General features: G+C 70.5%; 16 protein-coding genes. 11 read left to right on the plus strand and 5 right to left on the minus strand.

The features are described from left to right. Nucleotides 1–199: 199 nt before the first annotated feature. The 3 genes from Afe05nite_RS34655 to Afe05nite_RS34665 all read left to right on the plus strand — a co-directional run bounded on the left by Afe05nite_RS34655 (nucleotide 200) and on the right by Afe05nite_RS34665 (nucleotide 1,620). Nucleotides 200–562, plus strand: coding sequence for a hypothetical protein (locus tag Afe05nite_RS34655; protein ID WP_203821514.1), 363 nt, complete (start codon nucleotides 200–202; stop codon nucleotides 560–562). Nucleotides 563–590: 28 nt separating this feature from the next. Next, complete coding sequence (locus tag Afe05nite_RS34660) at nucleotides 591–938, plus strand: MmcQ/YjbR family DNA-binding protein (RefSeq protein ID WP_203821515.1); 348 nt, start codon at nucleotides 591–593, stop codon at nucleotides 936–938. 124 nt (nucleotides 939–1,062) lie between these two features. Then, on the plus strand, nucleotides 1,063–1,620 hold the full coding sequence (locus Afe05nite_RS34665; RefSeq protein WP_203821516.1) for a DUF3558 family protein: 558 nt from the start codon (nucleotides 1,063–1,065) through the stop codon (nucleotides 1,618–1,620). Between the two features lie 383 nt (nucleotides 1,621–2,003). Here Afe05nite_RS34665 and Afe05nite_RS34670 read toward each other — a convergent pair whose 3' ends face one another. Together Afe05nite_RS34670 and Afe05nite_RS34675 are read right to left on the minus strand one after the other, a co-directional pair. Next, nucleotides 2,004–2,180, minus strand: coding sequence for a hypothetical protein (locus Afe05nite_RS34670; RefSeq protein WP_203821517.1), 177 nt, complete (start codon nucleotides 2,178–2,180; stop codon nucleotides 2,004–2,006). A 67-nt stretch (nucleotides 2,181–2,247) separates the two neighbouring features. Further along, entirely contained in the window at nucleotides 2,248–2,802 is a 555-nt protein-coding gene (locus Afe05nite_RS34675; RefSeq protein ID WP_203821518.1) for a TIGR03086 family metal-binding protein, read from the minus strand. Between the two features lie 59 nt (nucleotides 2,803–2,861). On the opposite strand from Afe05nite_RS34675, the gene Afe05nite_RS34680 reads away from it, so the two are divergent. Then, on the plus strand, nucleotides 2,862–3,269 hold the full coding sequence (locus tag Afe05nite_RS34680) for a MarR family winged helix-turn-helix transcriptional regulator (protein WP_239118417.1): 408 nt from the start codon (nucleotides 2,862–2,864) through the stop codon (nucleotides 3,267–3,269). On the opposite strand, the gene rnhA is transcribed toward Afe05nite_RS34680, so the two are convergent. Continuing rightward, nucleotides 3,252–3,704, minus strand: coding sequence for a ribonuclease HI (gene rnhA, locus Afe05nite_RS34685; protein WP_203821519.1), 453 nt, complete (start codon nucleotides 3,702–3,704; stop codon nucleotides 3,252–3,254). The genes Afe05nite_RS34680 and rnhA overlap by 18 nt on opposite strands. A gap of 101 nt (nucleotides 3,705–3,805) precedes the next feature. Here rnhA and Afe05nite_RS34690 point away from each other — a divergent pair, with 101 nt between their 5' ends. Together Afe05nite_RS34690 and Afe05nite_RS34695 are read left to right on the plus strand one after the other, a co-directional pair. After that, nucleotides 3,806–4,720 carry an ABC transporter ATP-binding protein gene (locus Afe05nite_RS34690; protein WP_203821520.1) on the plus strand — a complete coding sequence of 305 codons (915 nt, stop codon included), beginning with the start codon at nucleotides 3,806–3,808 and terminating at the stop codon, nucleotides 4,718–4,720. Continuing rightward, the gene (locus tag Afe05nite_RS34695; RefSeq protein ID WP_239118418.1) at nucleotides 4,717–5,463 is read left to right on the plus strand and encodes an ABC transporter permease; all 747 of its coding nucleotides are present in this window, start codon (nucleotides 4,717–4,719) and stop codon (nucleotides 5,461–5,463) included. Before Afe05nite_RS34690 ends, Afe05nite_RS34695 begins: the two co-directional genes overlap by 4 nt. A 33-nt stretch (nucleotides 5,464–5,496) precedes the next feature. On the opposite strand, the gene Afe05nite_RS34700 is transcribed toward Afe05nite_RS34695, so the two are convergent. Then, nucleotides 5,497–6,222: a mycothiol-dependent nitroreductase Rv2466c family protein gene (locus Afe05nite_RS34700; protein ID WP_203821521.1), complete on the minus strand. Its 726-nt coding sequence runs from the start codon at nucleotides 6,220–6,222 to the stop codon at nucleotides 5,497–5,499. Between the two features lie 116 nt (nucleotides 6,223–6,338). On the opposite strand from Afe05nite_RS34700, the gene Afe05nite_RS34705 reads away from it, so the two are divergent. The 4 genes from Afe05nite_RS34705 (at nucleotide 6,339) to Afe05nite_RS34720 (ending at nucleotide 9,916) form a co-directional block, all read left to right on the plus strand. Continuing rightward, nucleotides 6,339–7,172, plus strand: coding sequence for an ABC transporter ATP-binding protein (locus Afe05nite_RS34705; protein WP_203821522.1), 834 nt, complete (start codon nucleotides 6,339–6,341; stop codon nucleotides 7,170–7,172). Continuing rightward, complete coding sequence (locus Afe05nite_RS34710) at nucleotides 7,172–7,987, plus strand: ABC transporter permease (protein WP_203821523.1); 816 nt, start codon at nucleotides 7,172–7,174, stop codon at nucleotides 7,985–7,987. Before Afe05nite_RS34705 ends, Afe05nite_RS34710 begins: the two co-directional genes overlap by 1 nt. Then, on the plus strand, nucleotides 7,984–9,117 hold the full coding sequence (locus tag Afe05nite_RS34715) for a sensor histidine kinase (RefSeq protein WP_239118419.1): 1,134 nt from the start codon (nucleotides 7,984–7,986) through the stop codon (nucleotides 9,115–9,117). Before Afe05nite_RS34710 ends, Afe05nite_RS34715 begins: the two co-directional genes overlap by 4 nt. Before the next feature lie 184 nt (nucleotides 9,118–9,301). Further along, nucleotides 9,302–9,916 (plus strand): response regulator, encoded by a 615-nt coding sequence (locus tag Afe05nite_RS34720; RefSeq protein ID WP_438869413.1) that lies wholly within the window; start codon nucleotides 9,302–9,304, stop codon nucleotides 9,914–9,916. 5 nt (nucleotides 9,917–9,921) lie between these two features. Here the strand turns inward: Afe05nite_RS34720 and Afe05nite_RS34725 are convergent, their stop codons facing one another. Continuing rightward, entirely contained in the window at nucleotides 9,922–10,770 is an 849-nt protein-coding gene (locus tag Afe05nite_RS34725; RefSeq protein WP_203821524.1) for an alpha/beta hydrolase, read from the minus strand. Nucleotides 10,771–10,968: 198 nt separating this feature from the next. Here Afe05nite_RS34725 and Afe05nite_RS34730 point away from each other — a divergent pair, with 198 nt between their 5' ends. Continuing rightward, nucleotides 10,969–11,277 carry a hypothetical protein gene (locus tag Afe05nite_RS34730; RefSeq protein WP_203821525.1) on the plus strand — a complete coding sequence of 103 codons (309 nt, stop codon included), beginning with the start codon at nucleotides 10,969–10,971 and terminating at the stop codon, nucleotides 11,275–11,277.

The following is an 11,277-nucleotide window of genomic DNA, read 5'->3' on the forward strand; positions in this document are numbered from 1 at the left end:
CGTATCGGACGGTGCCGGGCGCGATCGGGGGCCGGGGCGGTTCGGCTCGGCGGCGGCCGGAGCGAGGGATGTCGGGGCAGCGAGGGATGTCGGGGCAGCGAGGGACGGCGGGGCAGCGAGGGATGTCGGGGCCGGGCGGCGCCGGGGGAGTCGGTTGTGGCGGGGGCTGAGCGCTTCCCGGGGGTCGGAGCAGGGAGTGATGTTCGGGGGAGTGAACGGCTTCGGGATGCCGGGGCCGGGCAGTGGGATGCCGGATGCCGTCGTCGGCGCGCCCGGAGCCGAGGCCGGGCTGGCCGCTGAGGCCCGGCTGGCCGCCGAGACCGCCCGGAATGCGTCGGTCAGCACGGGGGCGGAGTCCGGGGCGCGGGGCGGGGCGGAGTCGGGGGCGGAGCCGGAGCCGGAGTCGACCGGGCGGCATACCGTTCCGGATGAGCTTGTCCAGGCGGCTACCTATCGGCTGCCGCCGGACCGGGTTTTCCGGGCCCGGGTGCCTGGATCGCTGCCGCCGCTGCCGGAGGACTCCACGACGCGGTTGCCGGTGCCGAAGCCGCGTCAGGCGTGATGTCGTACCCCCGGCGTACGGTCTCGGCATGGTCACTGTCGAGGGTGTTCGCCGGGTCTGCCGCGAGCTGCCGCGCAGTTCCGAGCACCTGATCCACGACCGGGTGAAGTTCCGGGTCGGCGCGATCGTCTATGTGGCCTTCTCGCGTGACGAGACGGTCATGGGGTTCGCCTTTCCCAAGGAGGAGCGCGACGATCTGGTCGCGGCCGAGCCTCAGCTGTTTCATCTGCCGGGCGAGTCCGACATGCGGTTCAACTGGGTGCAGGCCTGGTTGTCCCGGTTGGACGAGGAGCGGATGACCGAACTGGTGGTGGACGCCTGGCGAATGGTGGTGCCCAAAAAGGTCTGGTCGGCTTACCACTCGCGGTTGGCCTAGGGCATCCGAACGAGGGAAGTTCCACCGCCAACGTGTCAACTAGGCCGTCAGGTCATTGGCGCGGCCCCGGTGACCCGCGAGCCTGTTCAGACACAGGGTTCCGGGCACCACCCCAGGGGAGAAGATGAAGCGCCTCAGCGCAATGGTCGTTGTCTCGTTCGCCGTCGTCGCGCTCAGCGGCTGCGGCCTGCTCGACGACAAGACCGACGGAAACTCCGCGTCCGCTGCCGGCGGTCAGCCGACAAGCGGCAGCGGTACGGCTCAGCCGACGCCCACCGGGTCGGCGGTGAGCGGGGTCGGCTCGGCGAAGGACAAGGGCGACCTGCCCGATCCGTGCACACTGCTCAGCAAGGCCGAGGTGACCGCCCTGACCGGCCGGCAGATCACCCAGGTCGACAAGGACGACGCCAAGCCCGGCGACGCCACCCGGTACTGCCAGTGGCAGCAGGACAGCGGGCAACTGGTGCTCTTCCTGGGCCGCACCACCGAGGACGAGTTCAACCTGCAGATCTCCGGCGCCCAGAAGGTGAGTGGGGTGGGCGAGGACGCGTTCCAGCTGTCCGGCCACCTGTACGTGCTTTACGGCACCGTCCAGATCGACGTCTACTCCCGCGGTGGCACCGACGAGCGGAACCTGGCTGACTCGAAGAAGATCGTCGAGGCCGTGATGCCCCGGATCTGACCGGTTGCATCTGACCGGCCGGATCTGACCGGCCGGATCTGACCGGCCGGCCTCGGGCGGGTGGGCCGGCGGCGATGCGAGCGGGGAGCTCGGCGTGGTCGGCGGCCGGCCAGCGGATTTCCCTCCACCAGGGGCGGCCGGCCGCGGCCCACGGCGCGACCGGTTCGGCGCCGCCTGTCGGTGGGGTCTCGCCCTCGGCCGGGATGTCGGGGGCGGCACCCTGGGCGAACCATTCGCGCATCTCGCGGACGGCGGCGGGGCTGGGGCGTGGCCGGGGATGACGCCGTCGCAGCGCAGCACCCGGCGCATCGACTTGAGGCGGGTCAGCTCGAACGAACAGTGGGCGCCGGCATACGAGGGCGAACCCGACCACGCCGCCCGGCTCAGGTCGATGCCCTAGTGCGGCCGGCCGGCGCGCTGAGCAGCGACCAGGCGTCGACGCCGTAGCCCGCCTCCCACACGGAGACACCGTCCCAGCGCGACTCGTCGGCCAGCACCGCCAGCTCGAGCTGCTCGGTCGCGGTGTCGCCGGGAAGGATGACCCCGTAGTCGAGGGCCATCGACCTTCCTAACCGGACCGGCCGACACCGGACCGGCCGGCCGACACGACACCGGGCCGGCCGGCGGTCACGACCCGCCGAACGCCGGGTCCCGGCCGAGGAGCAGCAGGATCTCGTCGAGCGGTGAGGCGCCGGCCCGGATCGCGCGGGCGGGTGCGAAGGCGGCCCGCGGCCCCTGCCGCGCCGCGCCGTCGGGCACGGCGCGGGCGATCGGCAGGGTGAGCGCGAGGATTTCCGGCGACGAGGGGTACGCGATGCCGAGCGTCGCCGCCACGTCCCAGCCGTGCACGACGTAGTCGACGAGGTGGAACCCGATCGCCTGGCGGCCCGGGAAGGTGGCGGTGGGGTGGATCTCGGTGAGTTGGACCGGCCGGTCGAGCACTCCCGGTTGCGCGAACGCGTCGAGAACCAGCTCGGCGGCCGCGGCGTACGTGCGTACTTCAGGAACTGGGGCTCCGCCCCGCGCCGCGGAAGCGAAGATCCGGTGTTGTTCGGTCATGTGCGCGATCAGCGCACCCAGGTCCCACCCGGCGCAGGGGGTGGGAAGCGACCGGTCGGTGGCCCGGGCGACGAGGTCGACGGTGCGGGACACGGCGGTCCGGTCGGCGGTCAGCAAATCCATATGCACTTGCTTATCATCTACATGTGCTTATGGTTTGGCAAGGGTAGGAAGATCGGGGGGTGGAGAGCGAGCGGCCCGACCTGGGCGCGATGGTGATGCGGCTGGGACGCCGCCTGATCGCCATGGAGGAGCCGATCCTGGCGCGGCACGACGTGACCATGTGGGGCTACGTCGTGCTGAACGCGCTGCGGGGGAGCCGGACGGTCCGCACTCAGGCGGCGCTGGCGCAGAGCATCGGCGCCGACAAGACCCGGCTCATTCCGACCCTCGACGACCTGCAGAAACGTGGCCTGATCGAGCGCGAGACCGACCCGGCCGACCGTCGGGTACGCCTGCTTCGCCTCACCGAGAAGGGGGTGCAGAAGCAGCGCGCGATCCAGCGCGAGATCCGTACCGCAGAAAATGATCTTCTGGCTTCGATCGACGACCGCGAGGCCTTCGTGCGGGCGTTACGAGACCTTGGTTAGGGCTTCCTGCAGGCCGCGGGCGGCCAGCCGGTCGGCGCGCTCGTTCTCCGGGTGACCGGCGTGGCCCTTCACCCAGTGCCACTGCACCTCATGGCGCGCGGCCGCGGCCTCCAGCCGTTGCCACAGGTCGACGTTCTTGACCGGCTGCTTCCCGGACGTGGTCCAGCCGTTGCGCTTCCACGTCGGCAGCCACTTGGTGATGCCGTTACGCACGTATGTGCTGTCGGTGTAGAGCATGACTGTCATCGGCGCGCGGTTGAGGGCCTCCAGGGCGCTGATCGGCGCGAGCAGTTCCATACGATTGTTTGTGGTGGATTCGGCCGTCCCGCCGCAGAGATCCTTCTCGCGGGAGCCGTAACGCAGCACGGCACCCCAGCCACCCGGGCCGGGGTTGGGGACGCACGCCCCGTCGGTGTAGATCTCCACCACGGTCATGCGTGCACCCTACCGACGGGTGCAGAGTGAGGTCGGCCATGCCGGGGCGGGGTGTCGGTGGCCGGCACGTAAGGTTGCCGGGGTCGGAAGGGGTCTCAAGGGTGAGTGACGACGCGGTCCAGGTGCGGGACGTCGTCGTGCGCTACGGCGCCACGACCGCCGTCGACGAGGTGTCGCTGACCGTGCCGCGCGGCCGGGTCCTGGCGCTGCTCGGGCACAACGGCGCCGGCAAGACCAGCCTGCTCCAGGTGTGTGAGGGCTTCCGGCCGGCCGACGCCGGCGAGTGCCGGGTGCTCGGCCTCGACCCGATCGAGGACCACGACGAGCTGATGCCCCGGCTCGGCATCATGCTGCAGTCCGGCGGCATCTACCCGTGGGCGACGGCCGGTGAGATCCTCCGCCTGTTCGCGTCGTTCTCGGCCAACCCGCTGGACCCCGAGATGCTCATCGACCGCCTCGGCCTGCGCAAGTTCGAGCGCACCCGGTTCCGCCGGCTCTCCGGCGGCGAACAGCAGCGGCTCTCCCTGGCGATCGCCCTGGTCGGGCGGCCCGAGCTGGTCTTCCTCGACGAGCCCACGGCGGGCATGGACACCGAGGCCCGGCACACCACGTGGCAACTGATCGAGGAACTGACCGACGACGGGGTGAGCGTCCTGCTCACGACCCACCTGCTGGACGAGGCCGAGAAGCTCGCCGACGACGTGGTGATAATGCGAGCCGGCCGCGTCGCGGCCACCGGAACCCCGGCGGAACTCACGGCCGCGGCCGGCATCGACCTGCTGGAGGTACGCGCGGAGGCCGGTCTCCAACCGCGGAGCGCGCACTTCAGCGCGGAGGAGAAGACCCCGGGGGAGTACGTGATCACCGGTCGCCTGGACGCGGCCGCGCTGGCCGAGGCCCTGGCGTGGTTCGCGACGGCGGGCGCCCAGGTCACCGCGGTCAACTCGCGCCGGCGCACCCTCGAGGACGTCTACCTCGCGCTGACCGCGGACAACAAGGCAGGAGTCAGTCGATGAGCGGGACCTTCGCCCCGGCCCCGGCCCGCGCCCCGATGCGGGCGATCCTGCGCAGCCAGATCCGGATGGAGCTGACCCTCACCGCGCGCCGTGGCGAAGCCGTGGTGCTGGCCATGGGCGTACCCCTGCTGGTTCTGCTCGGCGCCGGCCTCACCCATGTCACCACCGTGCCGGGCGATGATCGCCTCGCGTTCGTGGTTCCCGGCGTGCTGGCGCTCACCGTGCTGTCGACCGCGTTCACCGGTCAGGCGATCACCACCGGTTACGAGCGCAGCTACGGCGTCCTCAAACGACTCGGGGCCTCCCCGCTGACCCGTCCCGGCCTGCTGGTCTCGAAGACCGCCGCGGTGCTCGGCCTGATCGTGGTGCAGTTGCTGGTGCTGGCGGCGGTCGGCGTCGCGGTCGGCTGGCGCCCGCACGGCGGCCAGATCCTGCCCGCGATCGGGGTGACGGTGCTGGCCACCGCCGCCTACAGCGGGTTGGCGCTGCTGCTGGCCAGCGTGCTCAAGCCGGAGACGACGACCGGCGCGGCCACCCTGCTCTACGTGCTGATGCTGGCGGCCGGCGGCATCATGTTCACCACTCCCGCCGCGGCCGTCGTGCTGCCGCTGGCGGCCCACGCCGACGCCCTGCGCGCGACGCTTTCGCACGCCGCCGCGGTGCCCGGCGGCGACTGGATCAGCCTCGCCGCCTGGGCCGTCGTCTGCGTGACCGCGGCGATCAAGAAGATGCGCTGGGAATAGGCCGGGGGCCGGCGTCGTGGCCGGCCGCGGTGTCTACTTCCGCAGCCGCCGGCTTCCGGCGTGCCAGTCCTCGACCTTGCCGGTCTCCTGCGTGGTGACCCCGAACGACGGCAGTTGCGGCTGCTCCCGCAGGCTGCGCTTGAGCTCGGCGAATCCGGGGAACCGGGCGAGGCCGACGACGTGGTCCCAGAGCTGGGCGGCCTGATCCTCGTCCGGCAGCCGGCTGATCACCGGCCCGAAGAAGGCGACCCCGGCGGGCGGCTCGAAGTGCACGATCGGCGTGCCGACGTCCTTGCCCGTCAGCGACAGCGCCTCATCCGATTCCGCCTGGATCTCCGCGTCCCGCGAGGTGTCCTCGAGGTGCTCGGTCAGCGAGGCCGGCAGCCCGGCCTCGGTGAGGGCGGCCGCGGCCAGTTCGGCGGTGCCCTGCCAGCCGGGCTTGCGGTCCTCGTCCGGGCCGGTCTCCATGATGCGGGCGCCGAACGCGGCGTACAGCGGGCCGATCGCCGCCCGGCCGTGCTGCTCCCGCACCGCCGAGGCGACCCGGAGCAGCCGTAGTCCGGCGGTGTGCTGGGCGTCGTACTCCGGCGGGAAATGACTGTCGTAGTCGAGATGTGAGTTGATCAGGCGCAGCGAGATGAAGCGCCAGTCGACGGTGTAGTCCCGTTGCTCCTGCACGATCCGGATCCACTTGCTCGTCATCCACGCGAACGGGCAGATCGGATCGAAGTAGAAGTTGATGTCACTCTCGTCGCTCATGAGCCAATACTGCTCGCACAGGTGGCGTGGCCGGCGCCGTCCACCGAACGATGGACAGCGGATGACGGCTCACCGGTCCTATCGGCCGACCGTGCGCAACGTGCACGATGGCGGGCATGGACGCCATTGAAGTCAGGGGACTTCGCAAGACCTATCGCGGGCACGACGCCGTCCGCGGTATCGACCTCAGCGTCACCCGCGGTGAGGTGTTCGCGCTGCTCGGCCCGAACGGGGCGGGCAAGACCACGACCGTCGAGATCCTCGAGGGTCACCGCAAGCGCAGCGGCGGCGAGGTCAGCGTGCTCGGCGAGGACCCGGGTGCGGCCGGCCGGGCGTGGCGGGCCCGGATCGGCGTGGTGCTCCAGGACGCCGAGGACGCCGCCGACCTGACCGTCACCGAGATGGTGCGGCACATCGCCGGCTTCTACCCCGACCCGCGCCCGGTCGAGGAAGTGATCGACCTGGTCGGCCTGACCGAGAAGCGGAAAAGCAAGATCCGAGCCCTGTCCGGTGGTCAGCGCCGCCGCGTCGACGTGGCCCTCGGCATGGTCGGCCGGCCCGAACTGCTCTTCCTCGACGAGCCCACCACCGGCTTCGACCCGGCCGCCCGCCGCCAGTTCTGGGACCTGATCCGCACCCTCGCCGCCGAGGGCACCACGATCCTGCTGACCACCCACTATCTCGAGGAGGCCGAGGCGCTCGCCGACCGCCTCGCGGTGCTCGCCGGTGGTCTGATCGTCGCCGAGGGCACCCCCGCCACGCTGGGTGGACGAGCCGCCGCCGGGGCGAAGGTGAGCTGGCGCCACGGGGGCGTGCAGCACACCGAGCAGGTCACCGACCCGACCGAGCTGATCCGCAAGCTCGTCGCCGAGGAAGCCGACCTGACCACGCTGACGGTCACCCGGCCGACGCTCGAGGACACCTATCTTCAATTGATCGGAGTGAACTGATGACCGCCGCTGCCGCCGTGCTGCCCGGCACCTTCGCCAACGGCGTGGCGCGGGGCCGGGTGGAGATCGTCCAGTTCCTCCGCGACCGCACCGCCGTGGTGTTCACGTTCGCGTTCCCGGCCATGTTGCTCCTGCTGTTCGGCACCATCTTCGGCGACGACTACGAGAACAGCGGGATCAGCGTCGCCCAGGTCTACACGGCCAGCATGATCGCGTACGGCATCCTGAACACCGGCTTCATCACCATGGGCTCGGGACTCGCGCTCGACCGGGAGGACGGGACGCTCAAACGGTTGCACGGCACACCGATCACTTCCACGGCGTACCTCCTCGGGAAGTTGATCCTGGTGTTCGTGCTGAGCGTGGCCGAGGTGGCCACCCTGCTCCTCGTCGGCGTCCTGGTCTACGACATGCCGATGCCGGAGGCGTCGCACTGGGTGACGTTCGCCTGGCTGTTCCTGCTCTCCGTGATCGCCTGCACGCTGTGCGGCATCGCGGTAAGCGCCCTGGTCAAGCACGCCCGCACGGCCGGCGCGATCCTCAACGTGCCGGTGGTGGCCCTGCAGTTCATCTCCGGCGTCTTCATCCACCCGATCACCCAGCTGCCCGCCTGGCTGATCACGGTCGCGTCGTTCTTCCCGGTCAAATGGATGAGCCAGGGCTTCCGGTACGTCTTCCTGCCGGACTCGATGAAGCGGTACGAAGCCGCCGGCCAGTGGGAGCTCGGCCGCACCGCCATGGTTCTCGGCGCCTGGTGTGTGATCGGATTGGTGTTGTGCCTGCTGACGTTCCGCTGGTCCGAGAAGGATCAGTGACCGGCAGCGAGGCCCATTCCCGCTACGCGCAGTGGTGGGACGCCTATTTCGGAGTGGTCGCGGTGGCCGTCGCCACCGCGGTCCTGCTCGGCGACAGCCACGACCTCCGACGCCGCTGGCTGGCGGTCGGCGCCATCGCCGCGATGACCGTGCTGCACCTGACCCTGGGCCGCCGGCTGATCCGGCGGAACGCCGTCGCACATCCCGTCCTCGTCGGGCAGATCGCCCTCTTCGCGGTGGCGGTCGTCGCGGCCCCGTTCACCACCTGGCTGCTCTTCGCGATGACCCCGATGATCTTCCAGATGGCCTCCCTGCGCGGCGCCATCATCCTGGTCATCGTGATCAACCTGATCACCCCCGCGATCGACGTCGTCCAGAACCCGTCGGCCGTGAAATGGGACCTGCTCATCGCGGTGATCTCCGCGGCCACCGGCATCTGGCTGGGCTTCTGGATCATCCGGGTGATCGAGCAGAACGTCGAACGCGGCCAACTGATCGCCGCCCTGGAAGCATCCCAGGTCGAGGTGACCCGCCTCTCCCACGAAGCCGGCGTGGCCGCCGAACGAGCCCGCCTCGCCGGCGAGATCCACGACACCCTCGCCCAGGGCTTCACCAGCATCATCACTCTGCTCCAGGCGGCCGACCCGGCGCTGCGCGACGAACGGCTGGCGCTCGCCGTCCGCACCGCGAAGGAAAACCTGGCCGAATCGCGGGCCCTGCTCGCCGCGCTGACGCCGGCGGCGTTGTCCGAGGGCTCACTGCCTGATTCCGTACGCCGTCAAGCGCGCCGATTCACCGAGGAAACCGGAGTCGCCGCCCCCGTCCGGATAACCGGCGAGGAACGGGCGCTGCCCACCAACGTCGAAGTCGTGCTGCTCCGCGCCGCCCAGGAGTCCCTGACAAACGTCCGCCGCCACGCCGCCGCCCACGAAGCCGCAGTCCTGCTCGCCTACACCCCCACCTCGGTACGCCTGGTCGTACGCGACGACGGCCGCGGCTTCGACCCCGCCGCCGCCAACGGTTTCGGCCTGACCGGCATGCGAACCCGCGCCGACCAGGTAGCCGGCAACCTGACCGTGCGCAGCCACCCCGACTCCGGAACCACAGTCGAGCTCGAGGTGCCGGCTTGACCTTCCCTTCCCCCGCCCGCGAGTCCGCCCCGCCCGCCGAGTCCGCCCCGCCCGCCGAGTCCGCCCCGCCCATCCGCCGCGCGTGCGTTCGTGTGGGGTGTGGGGTGGAGAGGGGCGGGCTGCGGGGAACGGGGTTAGCTGTTGTGATCCGTGGGCGGGCGATGAGGGGTGGGGCTTGGTGACTATTCGGATTCTGCTGGTGGATGACCATCCGGTGGTGCGGCATGGGCTTCGGGGGATGCTTGACGCGGAGCCCGACCTGGTGGTGGTGGGGGAGGCGGGGTCCGGGGACGCGGGTGTCGAGTTGGCCGCGGTGGAGCGGCCGGACATCGTGCTGATGGATCTGCGGATGCCGGGTGGGGATGGGGTTTCGGCTACCGAGCGGATTCTGGCCACGGTGCCCGGGACTCGGGTCATGGTGCTGACGACCTATGAGTCGGACCGGGACATTCTGCGGGCCATCGAGGCGGGGGCCAGTGGCTATCTGCTCAAGGATGCGTCGCCGCGGGAGTTGGCGGAAGCGGTGCGGGCGGCGGCGCGCGGGGAGACGGTGCTTGCGCCCAGCGTGGCGTCCACATTGGTGCGGCAGGTGCGGCAGCCCGCGCGGCCGGCGTTGTCGGGGCGGGAGGTCGAGGTGCTGCGGCTGGTGGCGGACGGGCTGACCAACGGTGACATCGGGCGGCGGCTCTTCATTTCGGAGGCGACCGTGAAGACGCATCTGCTGCGCGTCTTCAACAAGCTGGATGTCGCTGACCGCACCGCCGCGGTGACTACGGCGATGCGGCACGGGCTGTTGTGAGGCGGTCAGCGCTCGGCGAAACGCTGCACGAAGGCCAGTGACGTGTTGGCGACCTCGAGCCAGCCGCTGTCGATGGTCAGGGAGTGGCCGCGGCCGGGGATCGAGGCGAACTCGGTGGTGCCGCTGTTCTTCTGCTGGATTTTGAAGTTGTACTCCGAGATCGCCTGCGGGACGGTGTGGTCCTTCTCGCCGGCGATGATCAGGAGCGGGCCGCGGGACGGGTTGTCGTGGTCGACCTTCACCTCGGACCACGGGTTGAAGTTGGCCACGGCGGCCTGGAACAGCGGGGCGCCCGGGGCCGGGACGGCGAACTCCTGGTAGAGCTTGCGGGCCTCGACCTCGTCGACGGTGTTGGCGAAGGCGTACCGGAATTGCTCGTACGTCAGGGGGATGGCCTTGTGGTAGTTGGTGGGGTTGGTCAGCACGGGTGAGGCGGAGCGCAACGCCGAGATCGGCAGCGGGAGGACGCCCTGGAACGGGGCGGCGTCGATGGCGACGGTGACGTTGGACAGGCCGCGGCCGGCGATGATCTGGGCCAGCAGGCCGCCGAAGGAGTGGCCGATCACGGCGGGCTGCTTGTCGAGTTTGCCGATGATGTCGGCGTAGTGGTCGGCGACCTGGCCGACGGTCTTGCCGGCCATCACCTCGGGGTGGGCGTTGGCTTCCGCGACGGTTTCCGGGTCGTCGGGCCAGCCGGGGGTGATCGGGGCGTAGCCGGCCGCTTTGAAGACGTCGGCCCAGCGCTCCCAACTGTTCGGCAGCAGCCACAGGCCGTGGATGAAGACCACCGGCGTGAGCCCGGTCTCGTTGACTGCGGCTATGTCGTCGAGGGTGTGCTGCGGAATTTCTGACATTCCCGGCTCCTTCGATCAGCGGATTCTGTTGTCCAACATAGGGATCCGGGCCCCGGGGCCGATACAGTCATTCGGCTGTGTTCTGGCTGGGGGCCGCGACTTAGGTCGACGCTCACAGGAACCGCGAAGGATCCGCACAGGTCAGGGCGAGAACTGCCGCGCACGCTTTGTTGAGCCATCAACGAAGGGGGAGCGCGGATGAAACGGGAGACCGGACTACGGCGGACGGCGATGCTCACCGGTGCGCTGGCCGCGGCCGCACTGGCGGGAACGGCCGGGATCGGCGTGGCGGCCTATGCGTCCGACCAGTCGGCCACCACGACGAGCACCTCCGACCAATCGACCACCTCCGACCAATCGAGCAGCACCGGCGACTACCCGTCGCTGTCCGGTGCCGGCGACAGCAGCGGGACGAGCGACAGCAGCGGGACGAGCGACAGCAGCGGGACGAGCGACAGCAGCGGGACGAGCGGTGGCGGCAGCAGTGCCACCTCGGGCGGGTCGTGA

This window comes from Paractinoplanes ferrugineus, assembly GCF_016862195.1.
In the GTDB taxonomy this organism is placed as follows: domain Bacteria; phylum Actinomycetota; class Actinomycetes; order Mycobacteriales; family Micromonosporaceae; genus Actinoplanes; species Actinoplanes ferrugineus.

What these genes read in the sequence shown, in the direction of transcription:
- rnhA (WP_203821519.1), bottom strand. Translation starts at nt 3,704, where the DNA reads ATGACCGTGGTGGAGATCTACACCGACGGGGCGTGCGTCCCCAACCCC.
- Afe05nite_RS34700 (WP_203821521.1), bottom strand. Translation starts at nt 6,222, where the DNA reads ATGAGCGACGAGAGTGACATCAACTTCTACTTCGATCCGATCTGCCCG.
- Afe05nite_RS34665 (WP_203821516.1), top strand. Translation starts at nt 1,063, where the DNA reads ATGAAGCGCCTCAGCGCAATGGTCGTTGTCTCGTTCGCCGTCGTCGCG.
- Afe05nite_RS34730 (WP_203821525.1), top strand. Translation starts at nt 10,969, where the DNA reads ATGAAACGGGAGACCGGACTACGGCGGACGGCGATGCTCACCGGTGCG.
- Afe05nite_RS34670 (WP_203821517.1), bottom strand. Translation starts at nt 2,180, where the DNA reads ATGGCCCTCGACTACGGGGTCATCCTTCCCGGCGACACCGCGACCGAG.
- Afe05nite_RS34655 (WP_203821514.1), top strand. Translation starts at nt 200, where the DNA reads ATGTTCGGGGGAGTGAACGGCTTCGGGATGCCGGGGCCGGGCAGTGGG.
- Afe05nite_RS34660 (WP_203821515.1), top strand. Translation starts at nt 591, where the DNA reads ATGGTCACTGTCGAGGGTGTTCGCCGGGTCTGCCGCGAGCTGCCGCGC.
- Afe05nite_RS34725 (WP_203821524.1), bottom strand. Translation starts at nt 10,770, where the DNA reads ATGTCAGAAATTCCGCAGCACACCCTCGACGACATAGCCGCAGTCAAC.
- Afe05nite_RS34705 (WP_203821522.1), top strand. Translation starts at nt 6,339, where the DNA reads ATGGACGCCATTGAAGTCAGGGGACTTCGCAAGACCTATCGCGGGCAC.
- Afe05nite_RS34710 (WP_203821523.1), top strand. Translation starts at nt 7,172, where the DNA reads ATGACCGCCGCTGCCGCCGTGCTGCCCGGCACCTTCGCCAACGGCGTG.
- Afe05nite_RS34695 (WP_239118418.1), top strand. Translation starts at nt 4,717, where the DNA reads ATGAGCGGGACCTTCGCCCCGGCCCCGGCCCGCGCCCCGATGCGGGCG.
- Afe05nite_RS34675 (WP_203821518.1), bottom strand. Translation starts at nt 2,802, where the DNA reads ATGGATTTGCTGACCGCCGACCGGACCGCCGTGTCCCGCACCGTCGAC.